17 protein-coding genes are annotated in these 17,006 nt (G+C 73.0%); 7 read left to right on the top strand and 10 right to left on the bottom strand.

Going from position 1 to position 17,006, the window contains the following annotated elements; all coding sequences use genetic code 11:
* Window positions 1-858, bottom strand: coding sequence for an RNase adapter RapZ (gene rapZ, locus ACWEVP_RS17270; RefSeq protein WP_003101350.1), 858 nt, complete (start codon window positions 856-858; stop codon window positions 1-3).
* Between the two features lie 42 nt (window positions 859-900).
* Window positions 901-2,856: an excinuclease ABC subunit UvrC gene (gene uvrC, locus ACWEVP_RS17265; protein WP_452063514.1), complete on the bottom strand. Its 1,956-nt coding sequence runs from the start codon at window positions 2,854-2,856 to the stop codon at window positions 901-903.
* A gap of 165 nt (window positions 2,857-3,021) precedes the next feature.
* On the opposite strand from uvrC, the gene ACWEVP_RS17260 reads away from it, so the two are divergent.
* The gene (locus tag ACWEVP_RS17260) at window positions 3,022-3,744 is read left to right on the top strand and encodes a S1 family peptidase (RefSeq protein WP_452063513.1); all 723 of its coding nucleotides are present in this window, start codon (window positions 3,022-3,024) and stop codon (window positions 3,742-3,744) included.
* 66 nt (window positions 3,745-3,810) lie between these two features.
* Complete coding sequence (locus ACWEVP_RS17255) at window positions 3,811-4,587, top strand: exodeoxyribonuclease III (protein WP_452063512.1); 777 nt, start codon at window positions 3,811-3,813, stop codon at window positions 4,585-4,587.
* Between the two features lie 9 nt (window positions 4,588-4,596).
* Here the strand turns inward: ACWEVP_RS17255 and ACWEVP_RS17250 are convergent, their stop codons facing one another.
* The 5 genes from ACWEVP_RS17250 to rpe form a co-directional block, all read right to left on the bottom strand.
* Window positions 4,597-4,992, bottom strand: coding sequence for a PH domain-containing protein (locus tag ACWEVP_RS17250; RefSeq protein ID WP_452063650.1), 396 nt, complete (start codon window positions 4,990-4,992; stop codon window positions 4,597-4,599).
* A 35-nt stretch (window positions 4,993-5,027) separates the two neighbouring features.
* A complete protein-coding gene (gene ribH / locus ACWEVP_RS17245; RefSeq protein WP_452063511.1) occupies window positions 5,028-5,534 on the bottom strand; it encodes a 6,7-dimethyl-8-ribityllumazine synthase in 507 nt (168 codons plus the stop codon).
* Window positions 5,531-6,859: a bifunctional 3,4-dihydroxy-2-butanone-4-phosphate synthase/GTP cyclohydrolase II gene (locus ACWEVP_RS17240; protein ID WP_452063510.1), complete on the bottom strand. Its 1,329-nt coding sequence runs from the start codon at window positions 6,857-6,859 to the stop codon at window positions 5,531-5,533. Before ACWEVP_RS17240 ends, ribH begins: the two co-directional genes overlap by 4 nt.
* Window positions 6,856-7,485: a riboflavin synthase gene (locus ACWEVP_RS17235; protein ID WP_452063509.1), complete on the bottom strand. Its 630-nt coding sequence runs from the start codon at window positions 7,483-7,485 to the stop codon at window positions 6,856-6,858. The genes ACWEVP_RS17240 and ACWEVP_RS17235 overlap by 4 nt, the downstream gene beginning before the upstream one ends.
* 80 nt (window positions 7,486-7,565) lie before the next feature.
* Complete coding sequence (rpe, locus tag ACWEVP_RS17230) at window positions 7,566-8,237, bottom strand: ribulose-phosphate 3-epimerase (RefSeq protein WP_452063649.1); 672 nt, start codon at window positions 8,235-8,237, stop codon at window positions 7,566-7,568.
* A 121-nt stretch (window positions 8,238-8,358) separates the two neighbouring features.
* Here rpe and ACWEVP_RS17225 point away from each other — a divergent pair, with 121 nt between their 5' ends.
* The 4 genes from ACWEVP_RS17225 to ACWEVP_RS17210 all read left to right on the top strand — a co-directional run bounded on the left by ACWEVP_RS17225 (window position 8,359) and on the right by ACWEVP_RS17210 (window position 12,960).
* The gene (locus tag ACWEVP_RS17225; RefSeq protein ID WP_452063508.1) at window positions 8,359-9,558 is read left to right on the top strand and encodes a sensor histidine kinase; all 1,200 of its coding nucleotides are present in this window, start codon (window positions 8,359-8,361) and stop codon (window positions 9,556-9,558) included.
* Complete coding sequence (locus ACWEVP_RS17220) at window positions 9,555-10,214, top strand: response regulator transcription factor (RefSeq protein WP_452063507.1); 660 nt, start codon at window positions 9,555-9,557, stop codon at window positions 10,212-10,214. Before ACWEVP_RS17225 ends, ACWEVP_RS17220 begins: the two co-directional genes overlap by 4 nt.
* A 156-nt stretch (window positions 10,215-10,370) precedes the next feature.
* The gene (phoA, locus tag ACWEVP_RS17215) at window positions 10,371-11,765 is read left to right on the top strand and encodes an alkaline phosphatase (RefSeq protein ID WP_452063506.1); all 1,395 of its coding nucleotides are present in this window, start codon (window positions 10,371-10,373) and stop codon (window positions 11,763-11,765) included.
* A 103-nt stretch (window positions 11,766-11,868) separates the two neighbouring features.
* A complete protein-coding gene (locus ACWEVP_RS17210; protein WP_452063505.1) occupies window positions 11,869-12,960 on the top strand; it encodes a serine hydrolase domain-containing protein in 1,092 nt (363 codons plus the stop codon).
* 119 nt (window positions 12,961-13,079) lie between these two features.
* Here the strand turns inward: ACWEVP_RS17210 and ACWEVP_RS17205 are convergent, their stop codons facing one another.
* From ACWEVP_RS17205 to fmt, 3 genes are read right to left on the bottom strand one after another with little or no spacing between them, the layout of a single operon-like run.
* A complete protein-coding gene (locus ACWEVP_RS17205) occupies window positions 13,080-13,577 on the bottom strand; it encodes a flavoprotein (protein ID WP_452063504.1) in 498 nt (165 codons plus the stop codon).
* On the bottom strand, window positions 13,574-14,998 hold the full coding sequence (locus tag ACWEVP_RS17200; RefSeq protein WP_452063503.1) for an RsmB/NOP family class I SAM-dependent RNA methyltransferase: 1,425 nt from the start codon (window positions 14,996-14,998) through the stop codon (window positions 13,574-13,576). Before ACWEVP_RS17200 ends, ACWEVP_RS17205 begins: the two co-directional genes overlap by 4 nt.
* A complete protein-coding gene (fmt, locus tag ACWEVP_RS17195) occupies window positions 14,995-15,921 on the bottom strand; it encodes a methionyl-tRNA formyltransferase (RefSeq protein WP_452063502.1) in 927 nt (308 codons plus the stop codon). Before fmt ends, ACWEVP_RS17200 begins: the two co-directional genes overlap by 4 nt.
* A gap of 139 nt (window positions 15,922-16,060) precedes the next feature.
* On the opposite strand from fmt, the gene ACWEVP_RS17190 reads away from it, so the two are divergent.
* The gene (locus ACWEVP_RS17190) at window positions 16,061-17,005 is read left to right on the top strand and encodes a GNAT family N-acetyltransferase (RefSeq protein ID WP_452063501.1); all 945 of its coding nucleotides are present in this window, start codon (window positions 16,061-16,063) and stop codon (window positions 17,003-17,005) included.
* The last annotated feature ends 1 nt before the right edge of the window (window position 17,006 follow it).

Below are 17,006 nucleotides of genomic sequence, written 5' to 3'. Positions count from 1 at the left end.
TTATTCACGACCAAGGTCGCGGTGCACCACCTTCACGGCCATACCGTCCTCTTTGGACAGACGCTGGGCGAGCTCCACGGACAGCGCCACGCTGCGGTGCTTGCCGCCGGTGCAGCCGACGGCGAGCGTCAGGTACCGCTTGCCCTCGCGCTTGTAGCCGGCGCCGATCAGCCGCAGCAGCTGGTGGTAGCGGTCCAGGAACTCCTCGGCGCCCTCCTGCGAGAGGACGTAGTTGCGGACCTCGCCGTCGAGGCCCGTGTGTTCGCGCAGCTCCGGGATCCAGAACGGGTTGGGCAGGAACCGGACGTCCATCACCAGGTCGGCGTCCATCGGCAGGCCGTACTTGTAGCCGAAGGACAGCACGGTGACCCGGGTCTGGGTGCTCGCCTCGGAGCCGAACGCGTCCTCGATCTTCGCGCGCAGGTCGTGCACCGACAGCGACGACGTGTCGAGCACCAGGTCGGCCTCTTCGCGCAGCGGCTCCAGCAGCGTCCGCTCGGCCGTGATGCCGTCGGCCAGGCGGCCGTCCCCCTGCATCGGGTGGCCGCGCCGGACGGCTTCGAAGCGCCGCACCAGCACGGCGTCGGTCGCTTCCAGGAACAGCACGCGCGGCTTGTAGCCCCGCGCGTCCAGGTCCTTGATGACCGAGGCGAGGTCGTCGGTGAACGCGCGCGAGCGCACGTCCATGACGACGGCCACCTTCGTGATCGCGCCGCGCGCCTGCGCGCCCAGCTCGACCATCGTCGCGATCAGCTCCGGGGGCAGGTTGTCGACCACGAACCAGCCCAGGTCCTCCAGGCACTTGGCCGCCGTGCTGCGGCCCGCCCCGGACAGCCCGGACACGACCGCGACCTCCATGCCGGACCCGCGGATCTCCTCTTGCGCACTCACTGTCTTTCCCTACTCCCCTGCTTCTGTGCCGTTGCCCGCACCGGACTCCCCGGCCAGCGCGGCGACCACGGCCTCCGCGGTGCGCCTGCCGAAGCCGGGCACCGCCTCGATCTCTTCGATCCTGGCCTGCTTGAGCTTCTTCACCGAGCCGAAGTGCTTGATCAGCGCGGTGCGGCGAGCCTGCCCCAGCCCGGGCACACTGTCCAATTCGGACGTCTGCAGCCGCTTGGAGCGCTTCTCGCGGTGGTAGGTGATGGCGAAGCGGTGGGCCTCGTCGCGCAGCCGCTGCAGCAGGTACAGCCCCTCCGACGTGCGCGGCAGGATCACCGGGTCGGGGTCGGCGGGCAGCCACACCTCCTCCAGCCGCTTGGCCAGCCCGATGACGGAGATGTCGGTGATGCCGAGCTCGGCCAGCACGTCCGCGGCCGCGGTGGCCTGCGGGCCCGCGCCGTCGACGACCAGCAGGTTCGGCGGGTAGGCGAACTTCTTCGGCCGGCCGGTCTCCGGGTCGAGACCGGGCGTGCTCGACTCTTCCGCGGTTTCCTTCAGGTAGCGGTGGAACCGGCGCCGGACGACCTCGGCGATCGACGCCACATCGCCCTCTTCGGCCGCCTCGCGCAGCGCGAAGCGCCGGTACTCGGACTTGCGCGCGAGCCCGTCCTCGAACACGACGAGCGAGGCCACGACGTCGCTGCCCTGGATGTGGCTGATGTCGATGCACTCGATGCGCAGCGGCGCGGTGTCCAGCGCCAGGAACTCCTGCAGCTCGGTCAGCGCCGCCGACCGGGCCGTGAGGTCGCCGGCGCGGCGCAGCTTGTGCTGGGTGAACGCCTCCCCCGCGTTGCGCTCGACCGTCTCCGCGAGGGCCTTCTTGTCGCCACGCTGCGGCACCCGCAGCTGCACCCGCGAGCCGCGCAGCCCGCTGAGCCACTCCGCGACCGCGTCGGCGTCCGCCGGCAGCTCCGGCACCAGCACCTCGCGCGGCACGACCGGGCCGGCGTCGACGTCGTCGCGGGCGTCGAGCTCGGCCTCGTCGCCGTAGAACTGGGTCAGGAAGTGGTCGACCAGCGCCGGGACATCCATCTCCTCGGCCTTGTCGATCACCCAGCCGCGCTGGCCGCGGACCCGGCCGCCGCGCACGTGGAAGACCTGGACGGCGGCTTCGAGCTCGTCGTGCGCGAACGCCACGACGTCGGCGTCCGTGCCGTCGCCGAGCACCACGGCCTGCTTCTCCATGGCGCGGCGCAGCGCGCCGAGGTCGTCGCGCAGCCGGGCGGCGCGCTCGAACTCGAGCTCCTCGGACGCGGCCGCCATCTCGGCTTCCAGGCGCTTGATCATGACGTCGGTCTTGCCGGCGAGGAAGTCGCAGAAGTCCTCGACGATGTCGCGGTGTTCGTCGGCCGAGACCCGGCCGACGCACGGCGCCGAGCACTTGTCGATGTAGCCGAGCAGGCAGGGGCGGCCGATCTGCCCGTGCCGCCGGAACACCCCGGCCGAGCAGGTGCGCGCCGGGAAGACGCGCAGCAGCAGGTCGAGCGTCTCTCGGATGGCCCACGCGTGCGCGTACGGCCCGAAGTACCGGACGCCCTTCTTGCGCGCGCCGCGGTAGACGTGCAGGCGCGGGAACTCCTCGTTCAGCGTCACCGCGAGCACCGGGTAGCTCTTGTCGTCGCGGTAGCGGACGTTGAACCGGGGGTCGAACTCCTTGATCCAGTTGTACTCGAGCTGGAGCGCCTCGACCTCGGTGGTGACGACGGTCCATTCGACGCTCGCCGCGGTCGTCACCATCTGGCGCGTGCGCGGGTGCAGGCCGGAGAGGTCGGCGAAGTAGGAGTTCAGCCTGCTGCGGAGGCTTTTCGCCTTGCCGACGTAGATGACCCGCTTGGTCGCGTCGCGGAACTTGTACACGCCAGGGGCCTCCGGGATGCTTCCCGGAGCGGGTCGGTAGGTGGTCGGGTCAGCCACGTTGTCAAGACTATGGGTCGGCACCGACAGTTCTCGCACGCCCCCGTTCGCCCCGCCGGAAGTAGGGTGATCGTCCGGTTCCGACTTCGGTAGGTGTCCCCCCGGGTGACGCGGTGGTTACTTTCCGACCAGCCCGCTCCGGGCTCTTCCGAAAGGATCCTCACCGTGAGCTCTCTCCGTATCCTCGGCGCCGCGTCCGCGGCCGCCGTCGCGCTGACTCTCGCGGGTGGCGCCGTGGCCTCGGCCGGCGTCCAGCCGAACATCGTCGGCGGGACCACCGCCCCCACCGTGTCGTGGGGCGCCCAGGTGTACGTGAACACCCCGGGGCGCGACTACCAGGGCTTCAACTGCTCGGGCACGGTGATCGCCGCGCGCTGGGTGCTGACGGCGGTGCACTGCCTCGACCAGGACGACTCCGGCATGTACGTCCGCGTCGGCAGCAACACGCTGCTGTCGGGCACGAAGATCGCCGTCGACCACGAATACGAGTCCCCCAACGGCGACATCGCGCTGCTGCACCTGGCGTCGGCGACGAGCGCGTCGCCCATCCCGCTGGGCAGCTCGGACCCGGCGACCGGCAGCACCAACCAGATCTACGGCTGGGGCCGCACGACCCCGACCGGCCCGCCGGCGACGTCGCTGAAGACGGCGAACGTCCAGGTGACCGGCCGCTCGACGGACGCCTACGGCGGCCGCGCGATCCAGAGCGTCGGCATCGACGGCTCGGCGTGGAAGGGCGACTCGGGCGGCCCCGAGGTCGCGAACGGGGTCCAGGTCGGCGTCGCGTCGACGGTCCAGAACCAGAGCGGGTCGAACACGCGCGGCACGAACAACTACGCGAGCGTGGCGGCGAGCCGGTCCTGGATCCGGACGACCGCGGGCGTGTGACTCACCGGGGCGGCGCGGTCTCGCGCCGCCCCGGTTCTGTCGGTGCCGTGTGGGATGCTCGCGGGCATGCGGATCGCCACCTGGAACGTGAACTCCATCGTCCCCCGCCTGCCCCGGCTGCTGGGCTTCCTGGAGGAGACGGCGCCGGACGTGCTGTGCCTGCAGGAGCTGAAGACCACGACGGAGAAGTTCCCGCTGGCCGAGGTCGAGGCACTGGGCTACGAGGTGGCGGCGTACGGGCTCGGCCGCTGGAACGGCGTCGGGATCGTGTCGCGCGTGGGGGTGTCCGACGTGGTGCGCGGGCTGCCGGACGAGCCGTCGTTCGAAGGCGCCGCGGAGGCGCGGGCGATCGGCGCCACGTGCGGCGGGGTGCGGGTGTGGTCGGTGTACGTGCCGAACGGGCGCGAGCCGGACAACCCGCACTACGGGTACAAGCTGGAGTGGCTTTCGTCGCTGCGTTCACTGGTGGCTTCGGAGCTTTCGTCCGGGCCGTTCGCGGTGCTGGGGGATTTCAACGTGGCCCCGGCGGACGAGGACGTGTGGGACATCGCGGTGTTCGCGGAGTCGACGCACGTGACGAAGCCGGAGCGCGACGCCCTGGCCCGGCTGCGGGATCTCGGGCTGTCGGACGTGTTCCCGCGGCCGTTGAAGTACGACCACCCGTTCACGTACTGGGACTACCGGGCCGGGAACTTCCCGAACAACAAGGGAATGCGGATCGACCTGGTGTACGGGAACGAGGCTTTCACCTCCGCGGTCACGGATTCCTATGTGGACCGGAACATGCGGAAGGGGAAGGGGCCGTCGGACCACGCGCCGATCGTCGTGGACCTGGACCTCTGACGCCGGTCGCTAGCCGCCGGTGGCCGCGCGGTGCAGCTTGCGCAACGCCCGCACCGCTTCCACCGCCCGGCCCCGGTCCACCGCCTGGATGGCCATCACCGCGTGGTACTCGTCGTCCGGCAGTTCCAGCCGCGCCCACGAAGCGCCGTCCGGGAAGCTCACCGACAGCACCTCGCTCCACGCGAACCGCCGGGTCACCAGCACGTTGCGGACCTCGATGCCCTCGTCGTCCGCGCGCACCCGGGCGATCGCGAACAGCATCACGCCGGCCGCCAGCAGGATGCCGATGCCGATCATCGCCGCCTGGTCGGACCGCTGGAAGTGGACGCCCGTGTTGCCGTTGCGCAGCAGCACCGCCACCACCACGAACACCGCGAGCAGTGCCACCGCCAGCACGCTGCACATGATCAGCGCGCGCCGGGGGCGGATCACCAGGAGCGTCACACGAAACCCCGCTCGGTCCACGGCTGGCGCAGGCTCTTCAGCACGTGCGCGGTGTCCAGGGCCGCCACCGTCGCCTCGTAGCCCTTGTCCTCCTTGGCGCCGGGGCGGCCCGACCGGTCGACCGCCTGCTCGTGCGTGTCGCACGTCAGGACGCCGTTGCCGACCGGGGTGCTCTCGTCCAGCGCCACCCGGGTCAGGCCCGCCGTCACCGCGTCGCACACGTACTCGAAGTGCGGGGTGCCGCCGCGGATGACCACGCCCAGCGCCACCACCGCGTCGTGGTTGCGGGCCAGTGCCTGGGCCACCACCGGGAGTTCGATCGCGCCCGCGACGTGGACGACCGTCGGCTCCTCCTCCAGCTCCGCTTCCTTCGCCGCCACCAGCGCCCGCTCCAGCAGGACGTCGGTGATGTCCGAGTTCCACTTCGTCGCCACGATGCCGAGCTTCAGCGACTTGCAGCCGGTCAGGTCCAGCGAAACGTCGGGACGGCCTTCGCCGCTCACAGTGCTCCCCCGTCCGCGTGCTCGGTGCCGGCGCCGACCTGGTCGTAGTGCTCCAGCTGGGCCAGGTCGTGGCCCATCCGGTCGCGCTTGGTCCGCAGGTAGCGCAGGTTCTCCGGGTTCGGCGAGATCGGCAGCGGCACGCGCCCGGTGACGCGCAGGCCGTAGCCCTCCAGGCCGATCCGCTTGGCCGGGTTGTTCGACAGCAGCCGCATGGTGCGGACGCCGAGGTCGCACAGGATCTGCGCGCCGGTGCCGTAGTCGCGGGCGTCGGCCGGGACGCCGAGCGCCAGGTTCGCGTCGACGGTGTCGGCACCGTCGTCCTGCAGCTGGTAGGCCTGCAGCTTGTGCAGCAGGCCGATGCCGCGGCCCTCGTGACCGCGGATGTAGAGCACGACACCGCGGCCCTCGGCGGCCACCGCTTCCAGCGCGGCCTCCAGCTGCGGGCCGCAGTCGCAGCGCAGCGAACCGAAGACGTCGCCGGTCAGGCACTCGGAGTGGACGCGGACCAGGATGTCCTGGCCGTCGCCGATCTCGCCGTAGACGAACGCCACGTGCTCGATGCCGTCCAGCAGCGAGTCGTAGCCGACCGCGCGGAACGTGCCCGCCGCCAGGGGGATCCGGGCCTCGGCGACGCGCTCGACCTGCTTCTCGGTGCGACGGCGGTAGGCGATCAGGTCGGCGATGGTGATGATCGCCAGGTCGTGGTCGGCGGCGAACACCTCGAGCTCGTCGCGGCGCGCCATGTCGCCTTCGTCCTTCTGCGACACGATCTCGCACAGCACACCGGCCGGCGCGAGCCCGGCCATCCGGGCCAGGTCGACCGACGCCTCGGTGTGCCCGGGGCGCCGCAGCACGCCGCCCTCCTTGGCCCGCAGCGGCACGACGTGCCCGGGGCGGCGGAAGTCCTTCGCCGTGGACGCGGGGTCGGCCAGCAGCCGGATGGTGTGCGCGCGGTCGGCGGCGGAGATGCCGGTGCTGATGCCCTCGGCGGCGTCGACCGTGACGCTGTAGGCGGTCCCGCGCGCGTCCTGGTTCGTGTGGTACATCGGCGGCAGGTCCAGCCGGTCGGCCTCGCCCTCGGTGAGCGCCACGCAGACGTAGCCCGAGGTGTAGCGGACCATGAACGCCAGCAGCTCCGGCGTCGCCTTCTCCGCGGCGAAGATGAGGTCGCCCTCGTTCTCGCGGTCTTCGTCGTCGACCACGACGACCGGGCGGCCCGCCGCGACGTCCGCGATCGCCCGCTCGATGGCGTCGGCGTCGAACACCGCTCCGGTGCCGCACGGTGTCCAGCCCGATTCGGGCTCTGCCGCGCTCGTCTCACTCATGACCGCTCCTCCGTGCCGCCGTCCCGATTGTGCACCTGGTCGCGGATATGCGCCTCGGCCAGCTTTTCCACGTACTTCGCGACCACGTCGACCTCGAGGTTGACCAGGTCGCCCACCTCGCGGCCGCCCAGTGTGGTCGCCTCGAGCGTGGTCGGGATCAAGGCCACCTTGAACTGGTCGGCGGTCACCGCGGCCACCGTCAGGGAGATCCCGTCGACGGCGATCGAGCCCTTCTCGACCACGTACCGCGCGAGGTGCGCGGGCAGCGAGAACGTCGTGACGCCGTCCTCGTCGCGGCCGAGGAACGTCCCGGTGCCGTCGACGTGGCCCTGCATGATGTGGCCGCCGAGCCGCCCGCCCGCCGGGGTGGCGCGTTCCAGGTTGACCCGGTCGCCGGTCGCGACCTTGGCCAGGCTCGAGCGTTGCAGCGTCTCGTTCACGACGTCGACGGTGAACTCGCCGCCGGAGACCTCGACGACCGTGAGGCACACCCCGCTGACCGCGATCGAGTCGCCGTGCCCGGCGTCGCTGGTGACCAGCGGGCCGCGTACGCGCAGCCGTGCCGCGTTGGTCAGCTGCTCGACCGCGGTGACCTCGCCGATCTCCTCGACTATGCCGGTGAACACGTCCGCTGCCTCCTTGTGAGCCGGTCCTTCCATCCAACACCCGCCGCGGCCCGGTGGCTTCTCCGGTGCCGCCGGGTGGGTCAGCCGGCCCGGCCGCGGGCCGCCTGCTCGCGCAGCGCGGCGACCGCTTTGCCCGGGTCACCGGCGCCGTAGACGGCCGAACCCGCGACGAAGCAGTCGACGCCCGCTTCGGCGGCCTGCTCGATGGTGTCGGTGTTGATCCCGCCGTCGATCTCGACGACCAGCTTGAGGTGCCCGGTGTCGACCAGCCGCCGCGCGGTGCGGACCTTCGCCAGGACGTCGGCGATGAACGACTGCCCGCCGAAGCCCGGCTCGACGGACATGACCAGCAGCGTGTCGTAGTGCTTCAGGGCGTCCAGCCACGGCTCGAGCGCGGTGCCCGGCTTGATCGACAGGCCGGCCTTCGCGCCCGCGGCGCGCAGGTTCTTGGCCAGCGCGACCGGGTCCTTCGCGGCTTCGGCGTGCACGGTGACGTTGTAGGCGCCGGCCTCGGCGTACCCGATCGCCCAGCGGTCCGGGTCGTCGATCATCAGGTGGCAGTCGATCGGCACGTCGGTGCTCTTGAGCAGCGCCTTGACCACGGGCAGGCCGAGGGTCAGGTTCGGGACGAAGTGCGCGTCCATGACGTCGACGTGGACCCAGTCGGCGCGGGTCTCCCCGGTGCCGGCCACGGCGGCGATCTCCTCGCCGAGCCGGGCGAAGTCCGCGGACAGGATGCTGGGGGCGATCAGGGGTCGGTCTGCCACGTCCTGAGTGTAGGAGGAGCGTGCTAACGCTCACTAACCGGTTGTGACCAGGATCTGGCTCCGCGGAGGGAGGCGGTGGCCACAGCGGCCGCCCTACGCTCGCCGCATGTCCGGATTCTTCGGTTCCCTGGCGCGGCTCGGCAGCTACCGCGGCCTCCCATTCGCCGTCGCGGGTGCCCTCCTGATGGTGCCGGTGTCCCCGTTCGCGTTCGCCGCGGCGGTGTCGGTCGAAGCCGACTCGCGGGTGCGGGCCCTGCTCGCCCTGGTCGCCATCGCGGTACTCACGGGCCTGCTGGGCCTGCTGGGACCGGTGCGGCGCGCCGGTATCGGGCTGGCGAACCTCCTGCTCGGGACCGCCGTCCCGGCCCCGGCCGGGCGCCCCGACGCCGGCACGCGGCTGCGGTCGGGTCTGTGGCTCGCCCTGCACACGCTGCTCAGCGGCGTGCTGCTCACCGTGCTCGCGTTCCTCGGGCTCGGCCTGCTCGTCCCGGCGGTGTGGCTGGCCGGCGGGCAGGACCGGATCAGCCTGTTCTGGGACGACGTGCCGCTCGGCGGCTGGACGGTCCCGTTCGGCCTGGTCCTGCTCTTCGGCGCGCTCGTGCTGGTCGCCGGCGCCACCCGCGCGTTCCGCACCGGGGCGGAAGCGCTGCTGGGACCGTCGGACAGCGAGCGCGCGGCGCTCGCCGAACGCCGCGCGGCCGTCCTGGCCCAGCGCAACCGGCTGGCCCGCGAGCTGCACGACTCGATCGGGCACACGCTGACGACGTCGACCATCCAGGCGGCCGCGGCGGCGGAGCTGGTCGAGGCCGACCCGGCCCAGGTGCGGCGCGCGCTCGGCACGATCGAAGAAGCGTCTCGAACCGCCCTCGAGGACCTCGACCACGTTCTCGGGCTGCTGCGCGAAGAACCCGCGGCGAAGGAGCCGACCCGCACGCTCACCGAGGTCGACGTCCTCGCCGTGCGTGCCCGCGAGGCCGGGCTCGACCTCCGGCTGACCGTCACCGGGCCGGTCGCCGCGCTGCCCGCCGCGGTGTCGCGCGAGGGCTACCGGATCGTCCAGGAGGGCCTGACGAACGCGCTGCGCCACGCCGGTCCGGGCGCGGTCGAGGTCCGTGTCGAGGCCGGAGCCGAGCACCTGGCGATCGCGGTCGTCAACGCCCTGCCCGGCGGACAGCCGCGGCCGGGGCGGCGCGGGCTGGCCGGGCTCGCCGAGCGCGTCGAAGCCCTGCGCGGCGAGCTCGACGCGGGCCCGGACGGACAGCGGTGGCGGCTGTCCGCGACGATCCCGCTGCGGGCGGGCGCGTGAACCCCAGCGTGCTCCTGGCCGACGACGAGCCCCTGGTCCGCACCGGCCTGCGGGCGCTGCTGGAGCAGCAGGGCATCCCCGTGGTCGGCGAAGCGGCCGACGGCGCCGACGTGCTGCCCGCGGTGCGCCGCACCCGGCCGGACGTCGTGCTGATGGACGTCCGGATGCCCGGCACCGACGGCATCGAGGCCACCCGGCTGCTGCTCGCCGAACTCGCCGAGCCACCGAAGGTCCTCGTCGTGACGACGTTCGACAACGACGACTACGTGCACGAGGCACTGCTGGCCGGCGCGAGCGGGTTCCTGCTGAAGCGGGCGCGCAAGGAGGAGATCGCGCACGCGGTCCGGACCGTCGCCACCGGGGAGTCGCTGCTGTTCCCCGAGGCGATCCGGCGGCTGGTGACCGCCCGGCCACCGGGCGGCCGGTACGCGCGGGCCGCGAAAGCGCTCACCCGGCGCGAGACCGAGGTGCTCCGGCTGGTCGCCCGCGGACTGTCCAACCAGGACATCGCCGCCGAGCTGGTGATCAGTCTGGAGACGGTGAAGACCCACGTGGGCAACATCTTCGGCAAGCTCGGCGCGACCGGCCGCAGTCACGCCGTCGTCATCGCCTACGAATCCGGCGTCGTGCGGCCGGGTCATCTCGCCGGTCAATAACCAACGTGCTCCCGGTCACCCGCGCGCAGCCATGAGTTCGATCAGCGGCCACGCGGCCGTCACCTCCCATCTCTTCGCACCACACATGCGGGAGGACTAATAGCCCGTGTCCGAAATCCGGGCCGTAATCCCCGAAGTCCCCCGAAGAGGAGAAACATGGCTTCGCTGTTCGCCGGCCGCCGCCGGTGGCTGGTCGCGGGCGCGCTCGGCGCCGCGCTGGTCGCCGCCGCCCCGGTCGCCCTCGCCACCAGCGGCTCCGACAACGCCGACGCGCGTTCGTCTGCCGGCACCGGTGACCGCACGAACGACGTCCGCGCCGCGGTCCAGGGCGGGTACGCCCGCAACGTGATCCTGTTCATCGGCGACGGCATGGGCCAGTCGGAGATCACCGCCGCCCGCAACTACGAGCGCGGCGCCGCGGGCCGGCTCGCCATGGACGAGCTGCCGCTGACCGGCGACTACACGACGTACGCGGTCGAGCAGAACAACCCGGCCAAGCCGGACTACGTGACCGACTCGGCCGCGTCCGGCACCGGCTGGGCCACCGGCACCAAGACCTACAACGGCGCCATCTCCGTCGACGCGTACGGCAACGACGTCCCGACGATCCTGGAGATCGCCAAGCGCAACGGCCTGCGCACCGGCGACGTGACCACCGCCGAGGTCCAGGACGCGACCCCGGCCGTGCTCGGCTCGCACGTCGTCAACCGCGACTGCAAGGGCCCGGTCGAGACGACCGCGAAGTGCGCGAAGAACGCCAAGGAGAACGGCGGCCTCGGCTCGATCGCCGAGCAGCTGGTGCAGACCCGTCCCGACGTCCTGCTGGGCGGCGGCGCTAAGTACTTCAACCAGCCGGTGACCGCGGGTAAGTTCAAGGGCAAGCCCGTGCTGGAGCAGGCCAAGGCGGCCGGCTACACCGTCGTCAACACCGCGGCGGACCTGGCCGCGGTCAAGAAGGGCAAGCCGGTCCTCGGCCTGTTCGCCGACGGCAACATGCCGGTCAACTGGACCGGCCCGGCGGCCGTCCACGGCGGCACCGCGCCGGCCCGCTGCACCCCGAACCCGAAGCTGCCCGCGACCCAGCCGAAGCTGGCCGACCAGACCCGCAAGGCACTGGAGCTGCTCGACGACCGCCGCAGCGACAAGGGCTTCTTCCTGCAGGTCGAGGGCGCGAGCATCGACAAGCAGGACCACGCGGCCGACCCGTGCGGCCAGATCGGCGAGACGGTCGACTTCGACGCGGCGATCGCGGCCGGCACGGCGTTCGCCCGCAGCCACCCGGACACCCTGGTCCTGGTGACGGCCGACCACGGCCACAGCAGCCAGATCGTCGAGCCGACGGCCACCCCGGGCCTGACCGCGACGCTCGTCACCAACGAGGGCGCGAACATGACCCTGGCCTACGGCACGGCGGAGACCGGCGGCTCGCAGTCGCACACCGGCACCCAGGTGCGCATCGCGGGCCTCGGCCCGCAGGCCGCCAACATCGTCGGGCTGACCAACCAGACCGACCTCTTCGGGACCCTGAAGCGGGCCCTGAAGCTGCGCTGAGTGGTGGGGCAGGCCCCCGGCCCGGTCCGGCGGCCTGCCCCATGCCCCCCTGGCGTCGCGGCTCCCTAGCGTGGGGAAGACCGAGACACCAGGGGGTTTTCTCATGCGGAAGCCAGTGCGGATCGCCACCGCCGGAACGCTCGTCGCCTTGCTCGCCGTCACCACCGCGGCACCGGCGTTCGCGACCGGCTCGGTGCAGGCTCGCTTGGACGTGCTCACCGCCCAGGACGGCGTGCCGGGCGCCGAGGCGGTGGTCCAGGACGGGCCCCGGACGCGGGTCACGCGCAGCGGCACCGGCGACGTCGCGACCGGGAAACCGTTCCCGCGCAACGGTTCCTTCCGCGCGGGCAGCGTGACCAAGACGTTCGTGGCGACGGTGGTGCTGCAGCTCGTGGGCGAGGGCCGGGTGAATCTGGACGCGCCGGTCGAGCGATACCTGCCAGGGCTGCTCCCGGACCGGCGGATCACCGTCCGGCAGCTGCTGCAGCACACGAGCGGGCTCTACAACTACACCGACGACCTCGACCTGTCGGACCCGGAAGCCCTGCGGCACCGCGGCGCCGAGCCGGCCGAGCTGGTGGCGATGGCGCTGAAGCACCCCGCGCTGTTCCCGCCCGGGACGAGCTGGTCGTACTCCAACACCAACTACGTCGTCGCGGGGATGATCGCCGCGAAAGTGACCGGGCGGGCGCTGGACGAGGAGATCGCGCGCCGGATCACCCGCCCGCTCGGCCTGCGCGACACGTACCTGCCGCGTCGCGGCGACGAGGAGCTGCCGGACCCGCACGCGGTGGGCTACGCGCCGATCGGCGGGCGCCTGGTCGACTTCAGCGACTTCGACGCGACGATCGCGGGGGCGGCGGGCGGGCTCGTCTCGACCCCGGCCGACCTCGACCGGTTCTACGGCGCGCTGCTGGGCGGGCGTCTGCTGCGCCCGGCGGAGCTGGCCGAAATGCGGCGGACGGTCCCGGCCGACCTGGGCGTGCCGGGGGCCCGGTACGGACTGGGCATCGGGAGCATCCCGGTGTCGTGCGGCGAGTTCTGGGGGCACGAAGGCGGGATCATCGGCTTCACGAACCTGGCGGGCGTGGGGCCGGGCGGTCGCCGGGTGACGGTGGTGCTGAACGAGAACCCGACGCCGGCGGAGACGAACACGCACCTCCTGGCGGCGGTGGACGCGGCGGTGTGCTCGTAGCCCGCGGCCGGAGTGCACCGTTCGCGAGCGGCGCCGTCGGCAGCGTGCGCCGCTCGCGGCCCGGAACTGTCGGTGCCACCCGGTAGCGTGGAAAACGGGGGGCGCCCCCGCGGCCGGCCTCAGGGCAGCAGGTCGAGGGCTTCCGTCCACGGGCGCCCGATGTCGAGCCGGTGCAGCGTCACCCCGGCGCCCGCGAGGGTGTCGAGGTGGCGCTGCCACGCCGGGTGGTGCACCCGGGTGTCCTGGATCTGGTACGCCACCACGATCGTGATCCCCGGCGCGCCCAGCACGTCGCCCAGCACCGTCAGCGCCTGGTTGTCCGCGATCCCCAGCGCCAGCTTGGCCACCGAATTGGCCGAGGCCGGGGCGAACAGGAACACGTCCGGGTCCGGGTGCGGCCGCGGCTCCCCCGGCAGGCGCGAGACGCTGCGCACCGGCAAGTCGGTCGACGAAGCAACCTCCGCGAGGCCGCCCGTCGACTCCAGCCAGCGGTGGGCCGTCGGCGTCAGCGTGATCGCCGGGCGCCAGCCGCGCTCGGCCGCGGGCCGGACCAGCTCGGCGGCGAACCGGGTGTCCAGCCCGCCGCACGAGCCGGCGACCAGCCCGAGGTCCCTCACGGCTTGCGCAGCACGGCGCAGAACATCGCGTCGGTGCCGTGGCGGTGCGGCCACAGCTGCACGTACGGCCCGTCGCCCAGCTCCGGCACACCCGGGAACAGCTCGCGCGCGTCCAGCACCTCGGCCTTCAGCCGCCGCGCCGTCTCCCCGATCACGCCCTCGGTCTCGGCCAGGTGCGGCGAGCAGACGACGTAGGTCAGCGCGCCGCCCGGCCGCAGCAGCTCGTAGGCCGCCGTGATCAGTTCGCCCTGCAGCTTGGTCAGGTCCGCGACGTCCGAGGGCTTGCGGCGCCAGCGGGCCTCCGGCCGCCGCCGCAAGGCGCCGAGCCCGCTGCACGGCGCGTCGACCAGGATCCGGTCGTAGCCCGGCTCCAGCCCGGACTCCCGGCCGTCGGCGACGTGCACCTTCACCGGCAGGCCGCTCGTGGCCTTCTCGACGAGCTTCGCGCGGTGCGGCGCCTTCTCGACGGCGTCCACGGTCGCGCCGCTCACCGCCGCCAGCGCGCCCAGCAGCGCGGCCTTGCCACCAGGACCGGCACACAGGTCGAGCCAGCGCTCGTCGGAGCCTTCGACCGGCGCCTTCGTCGCGGCGATCGCGCACAGCTGGCTGCCCTCGTCCTGGACGGCGGCCAGCCGCTCGCGGACCGGCTCGACGTCGGCCGGGTCGCCGGCGCCCGCGGGCAGGCGCACGCCGTAGGGCGAGTACGGCGCCGGGTCGCCGCCGGTGATCGCGGCCAGCTCGTCGGCGCTGATCTCGCCGGGCCGGGCGACCAGGTGCACCTCGGGCCGGGCGTCGTCGGCTTCGAGCGCGGCCTTGAGCCCCGCGCCCTTGTCCCCCAGCGCCTCGGCGAACGACCGGGCGACCCAGCGCGGGTGCGCGGTGCGCAGCGCGTAGGCGCCGATCGGGTCGGTGGCCTCGTCCGGCGCGAGCTCGTCCAGCCAGGCGGCTTCGTCCTTTTCGGACACCTTGCGCATGATGGCGTTCGCGAAACCCGTTGCCCACGAACCAGCCTCGGCCCGCACGAGGTCCACAGTGGACGTCACCGCGGCGTGCTCCGGGATGCGCGTGCGCAGCAGCTGGTAGGCGCCGAGGCGCAGCGCGTCGAGCACCGCCGGGTCGGTCTGCGAGAGCGGGCGCTCGGCGCAGGCGGCGATGACGGCGTCGAGCAGGCCCTGCGCCCGCGATGCGCCATAGGCGAGTTCGGTGGCCAGTGCCGCGTCGCGGCCGGTGATCCGCCGCTCGCGCAGCAGGTCGGGCAGGACGAGGTTGGCGTAGGCGTCCTTCGTGCGCACGGCGGCGAGGACGTCGAACGCGGCCTGCCGCGGCGCGTCCACCTCCGGCGGGCGGCGCGGCCCTTCCTTGCGCGGCGCGGGGCGCCCCCGCTGCGGCCGTGACGGACGTCGTTCCCTGTGGTCGTTCACCGGAGGCGTTCTCCCTGCTCGATGCGTGATCCGCGAGCCCAGTCGGTGGCCGCCATCCGTTTCTTGCCGGGTGCCTGGACCTCGCCGAGCCGCAACGGCTTCGTCGCCGTCCCGACCAGCACCCGCTTGCGTTCGACCACGATCTCGCCCGGCGGCGGGCCGGGTTCGTCGAGCACCGTGACCGGGCCGAGCTTCAGCCGTTCCCCGCGGAACTCCGCCCACGCGCCCGGTTCCGGGGTGACCGACCGGATCTGCCGGTCGACCGCCGAGGCCGGGTCGGCGAAGGACACCCGCGCGTCCTCGACCGTCACCTTCGGCGCGTAGCTGGTGCCCTCGGCGGGCTGGTCGCGGGCGACCAGGCTGCCGTCGGCCAGACCGTCCATGGTGGACAGCAGGAGCTTGGCCCCGGACTCCGCGAGCCGCCCGAGCAGGCCGCCGGCGGTGTCGGTCGCGCCGATCGCCTCGGTGACGACACCGTAGACCGGGCCCGCGTCCAGCTCCTTGACGATCCGGAACGTCGAGGCACCGGTGATCTCGTCCCCGGCGCGGATCGCGGCCTGCACCGGCGCCGCGCCGCGCCACGCGGGCAGCAGCGAGAAGTGCAGGTTCACCCAGCCGAGGCGCGGGATGTCGAGGGCGGCCTGCGGCAGCAACGCACCGTAGGCGACGACCGGGCAGGCGTCCGGCGCCAGCTCGGTCAGCCGCGCGAGGAAGGCCGGGTCGCTCGCCCGCGCGGGCGTCAGGACCTCGATGCCGCGGGAGTCGGCGAGCGCGCCGACCGGGGAGCGGACGACGCGGCGGCCGCGGCCGGCCTGCGCGTCCGGGCGGGTGACGACGGCGGCGACCTCGTGGCGGCCGGAGTCGAGCAGCGCGCGCAGCGCCGGGACGGCCGGCTCGGGGGTGCCGGCGAAGACGAGCTTCATCGGCCCACCCCCGGTGGGGAGGGTTCAGGTGGCTGGAACATCGCGCCCGAGTCTAGAAGGCCCCCGTGATCGCGGCGCGCCCGCGCCCGCCGGAAAAACCCGGGCGACAGCCCGCGGGAGTCCGGTTAGCGTCGCCGGCATGCCCACCCCGACGTGGCGGCCCCTCACGATCGAGGACGCCCAGGCCTCGGCCGACCTGCTCAACGCCATGGAGGTGGTCGACGGCATCGGCGAGCACTACACGGCCGAGGACACCCGCCAGGAGCTGGTCGATCCGTACGCGGACCTGGCGCGCGGCAGCCTCGCGGCCTTCGACGGCGACACGATGATCGGCTACGTGAAGATCCGCTTCAAGCCGTCCGCCGACGAGGTGCACCGGGTCTTCCTGGACGGCGGGGTGCACCCGGCGCACCGCCGCCGGGGCCTCGGCACCCGGCTCGTCGAGGCCGGGGTGGCCGCGGCGAAGGTGCTGCACGAGCTGCACCACCCGGGCCTGCGGCTCGCGGTGGACGTCCACCGGCCCGCGCACATCGCCGGCCTCGCCGAGCTGATGCGGTCGACGGGCTTCGAGCCGGTCCGGTACTTCCGGCGCATGGAGCACCCGCTCGGGGACGTGTCGCCGGTGGACGCGCGGATCGAGCCGTGGACCGAGGCGACCGGCGAGGACTTCCGACGGGTCCGGAACGCGGCCTTCGCGGACTACTGGGGCGCGGCGCCGATGCCCGCGGACCAGTGGCGGAACAAGATCGTCAACCAGACGTTCCGGCCCGCGGTCAGCTTCCTGCACCGGGACGCGGCCGGGGTTCCGGTGGGCCTGCTGGTGACGATGTCCTGGGACGCCGACACCGCGGCCACCGGAGTCCGCGACGCGCACTTCATGATCGTCGGGACGCTTCCGGAACACCGGAAACGCGGGGTCGCCACCGCGTTGCTGAAGCACGCGCTGCGTGCCGCGGCGGAGCAGGGCTACCACCAGGCGAGCCTGGTCGTGGACTCGGCGAGCCCGTCCGGCGCCTCCGGGGTGTTCGAGAAGGCCGGTTTCGTCCCGAAGACGCCGTACGTCCGCTGGGCGCTGGAGCCCTGAC

Source organism: Amycolatopsis sp. NPDC003865, from assembly GCF_053605345.1.
This window is presented reverse-complemented; position numbering and strand designations above follow the sequence as displayed.

Coding starts and splice junctions, on each gene's coding strand:
- ACWEVP_RS17210 (WP_452063505.1), top strand. CDS start 11,869: ATGCGGAAGCCAGTGCGGATCGCCACCGCCGGAACGCTCGTCGCCTTG.
- fmt (WP_452063502.1), bottom strand. CDS start 15,921: ATGAAGCTCGTCTTCGCCGGCACCCCCGAGCCGGCCGTCCCGGCGCTG.
- ACWEVP_RS17240 (WP_452063510.1), bottom strand. CDS start 6,859: ATGAGTGAGACGAGCGCGGCAGAGCCCGAATCGGGCTGGACACCGTGC.
- ACWEVP_RS17255 (WP_452063512.1), top strand. CDS start 3,811: ATGCGGATCGCCACCTGGAACGTGAACTCCATCGTCCCCCGCCTGCCC.
- phoA (WP_452063506.1), top strand. CDS start 10,371: ATGGCTTCGCTGTTCGCCGGCCGCCGCCGGTGGCTGGTCGCGGGCGCG.
- ACWEVP_RS17190 (WP_452063501.1), top strand. CDS start 16,061: ATGCCCACCCCGACGTGGCGGCCCCTCACGATCGAGGACGCCCAGGCC.
- ACWEVP_RS17225 (WP_452063508.1), top strand. CDS start 8,359: ATGTCCGGATTCTTCGGTTCCCTGGCGCGGCTCGGCAGCTACCGCGGC.
- rapZ (WP_003101350.1), bottom strand. CDS start 858: ATGGAGGTCGCGGTCGTGTCCGGGCTGTCCGGGGCGGGCCGCAGCACG.
- ACWEVP_RS17250 (WP_452063650.1), bottom strand. CDS start 4,992: ATGTGCAGCGTGCTGGCGGTGGCACTGCTCGCGGTGTTCGTGGTGGTG.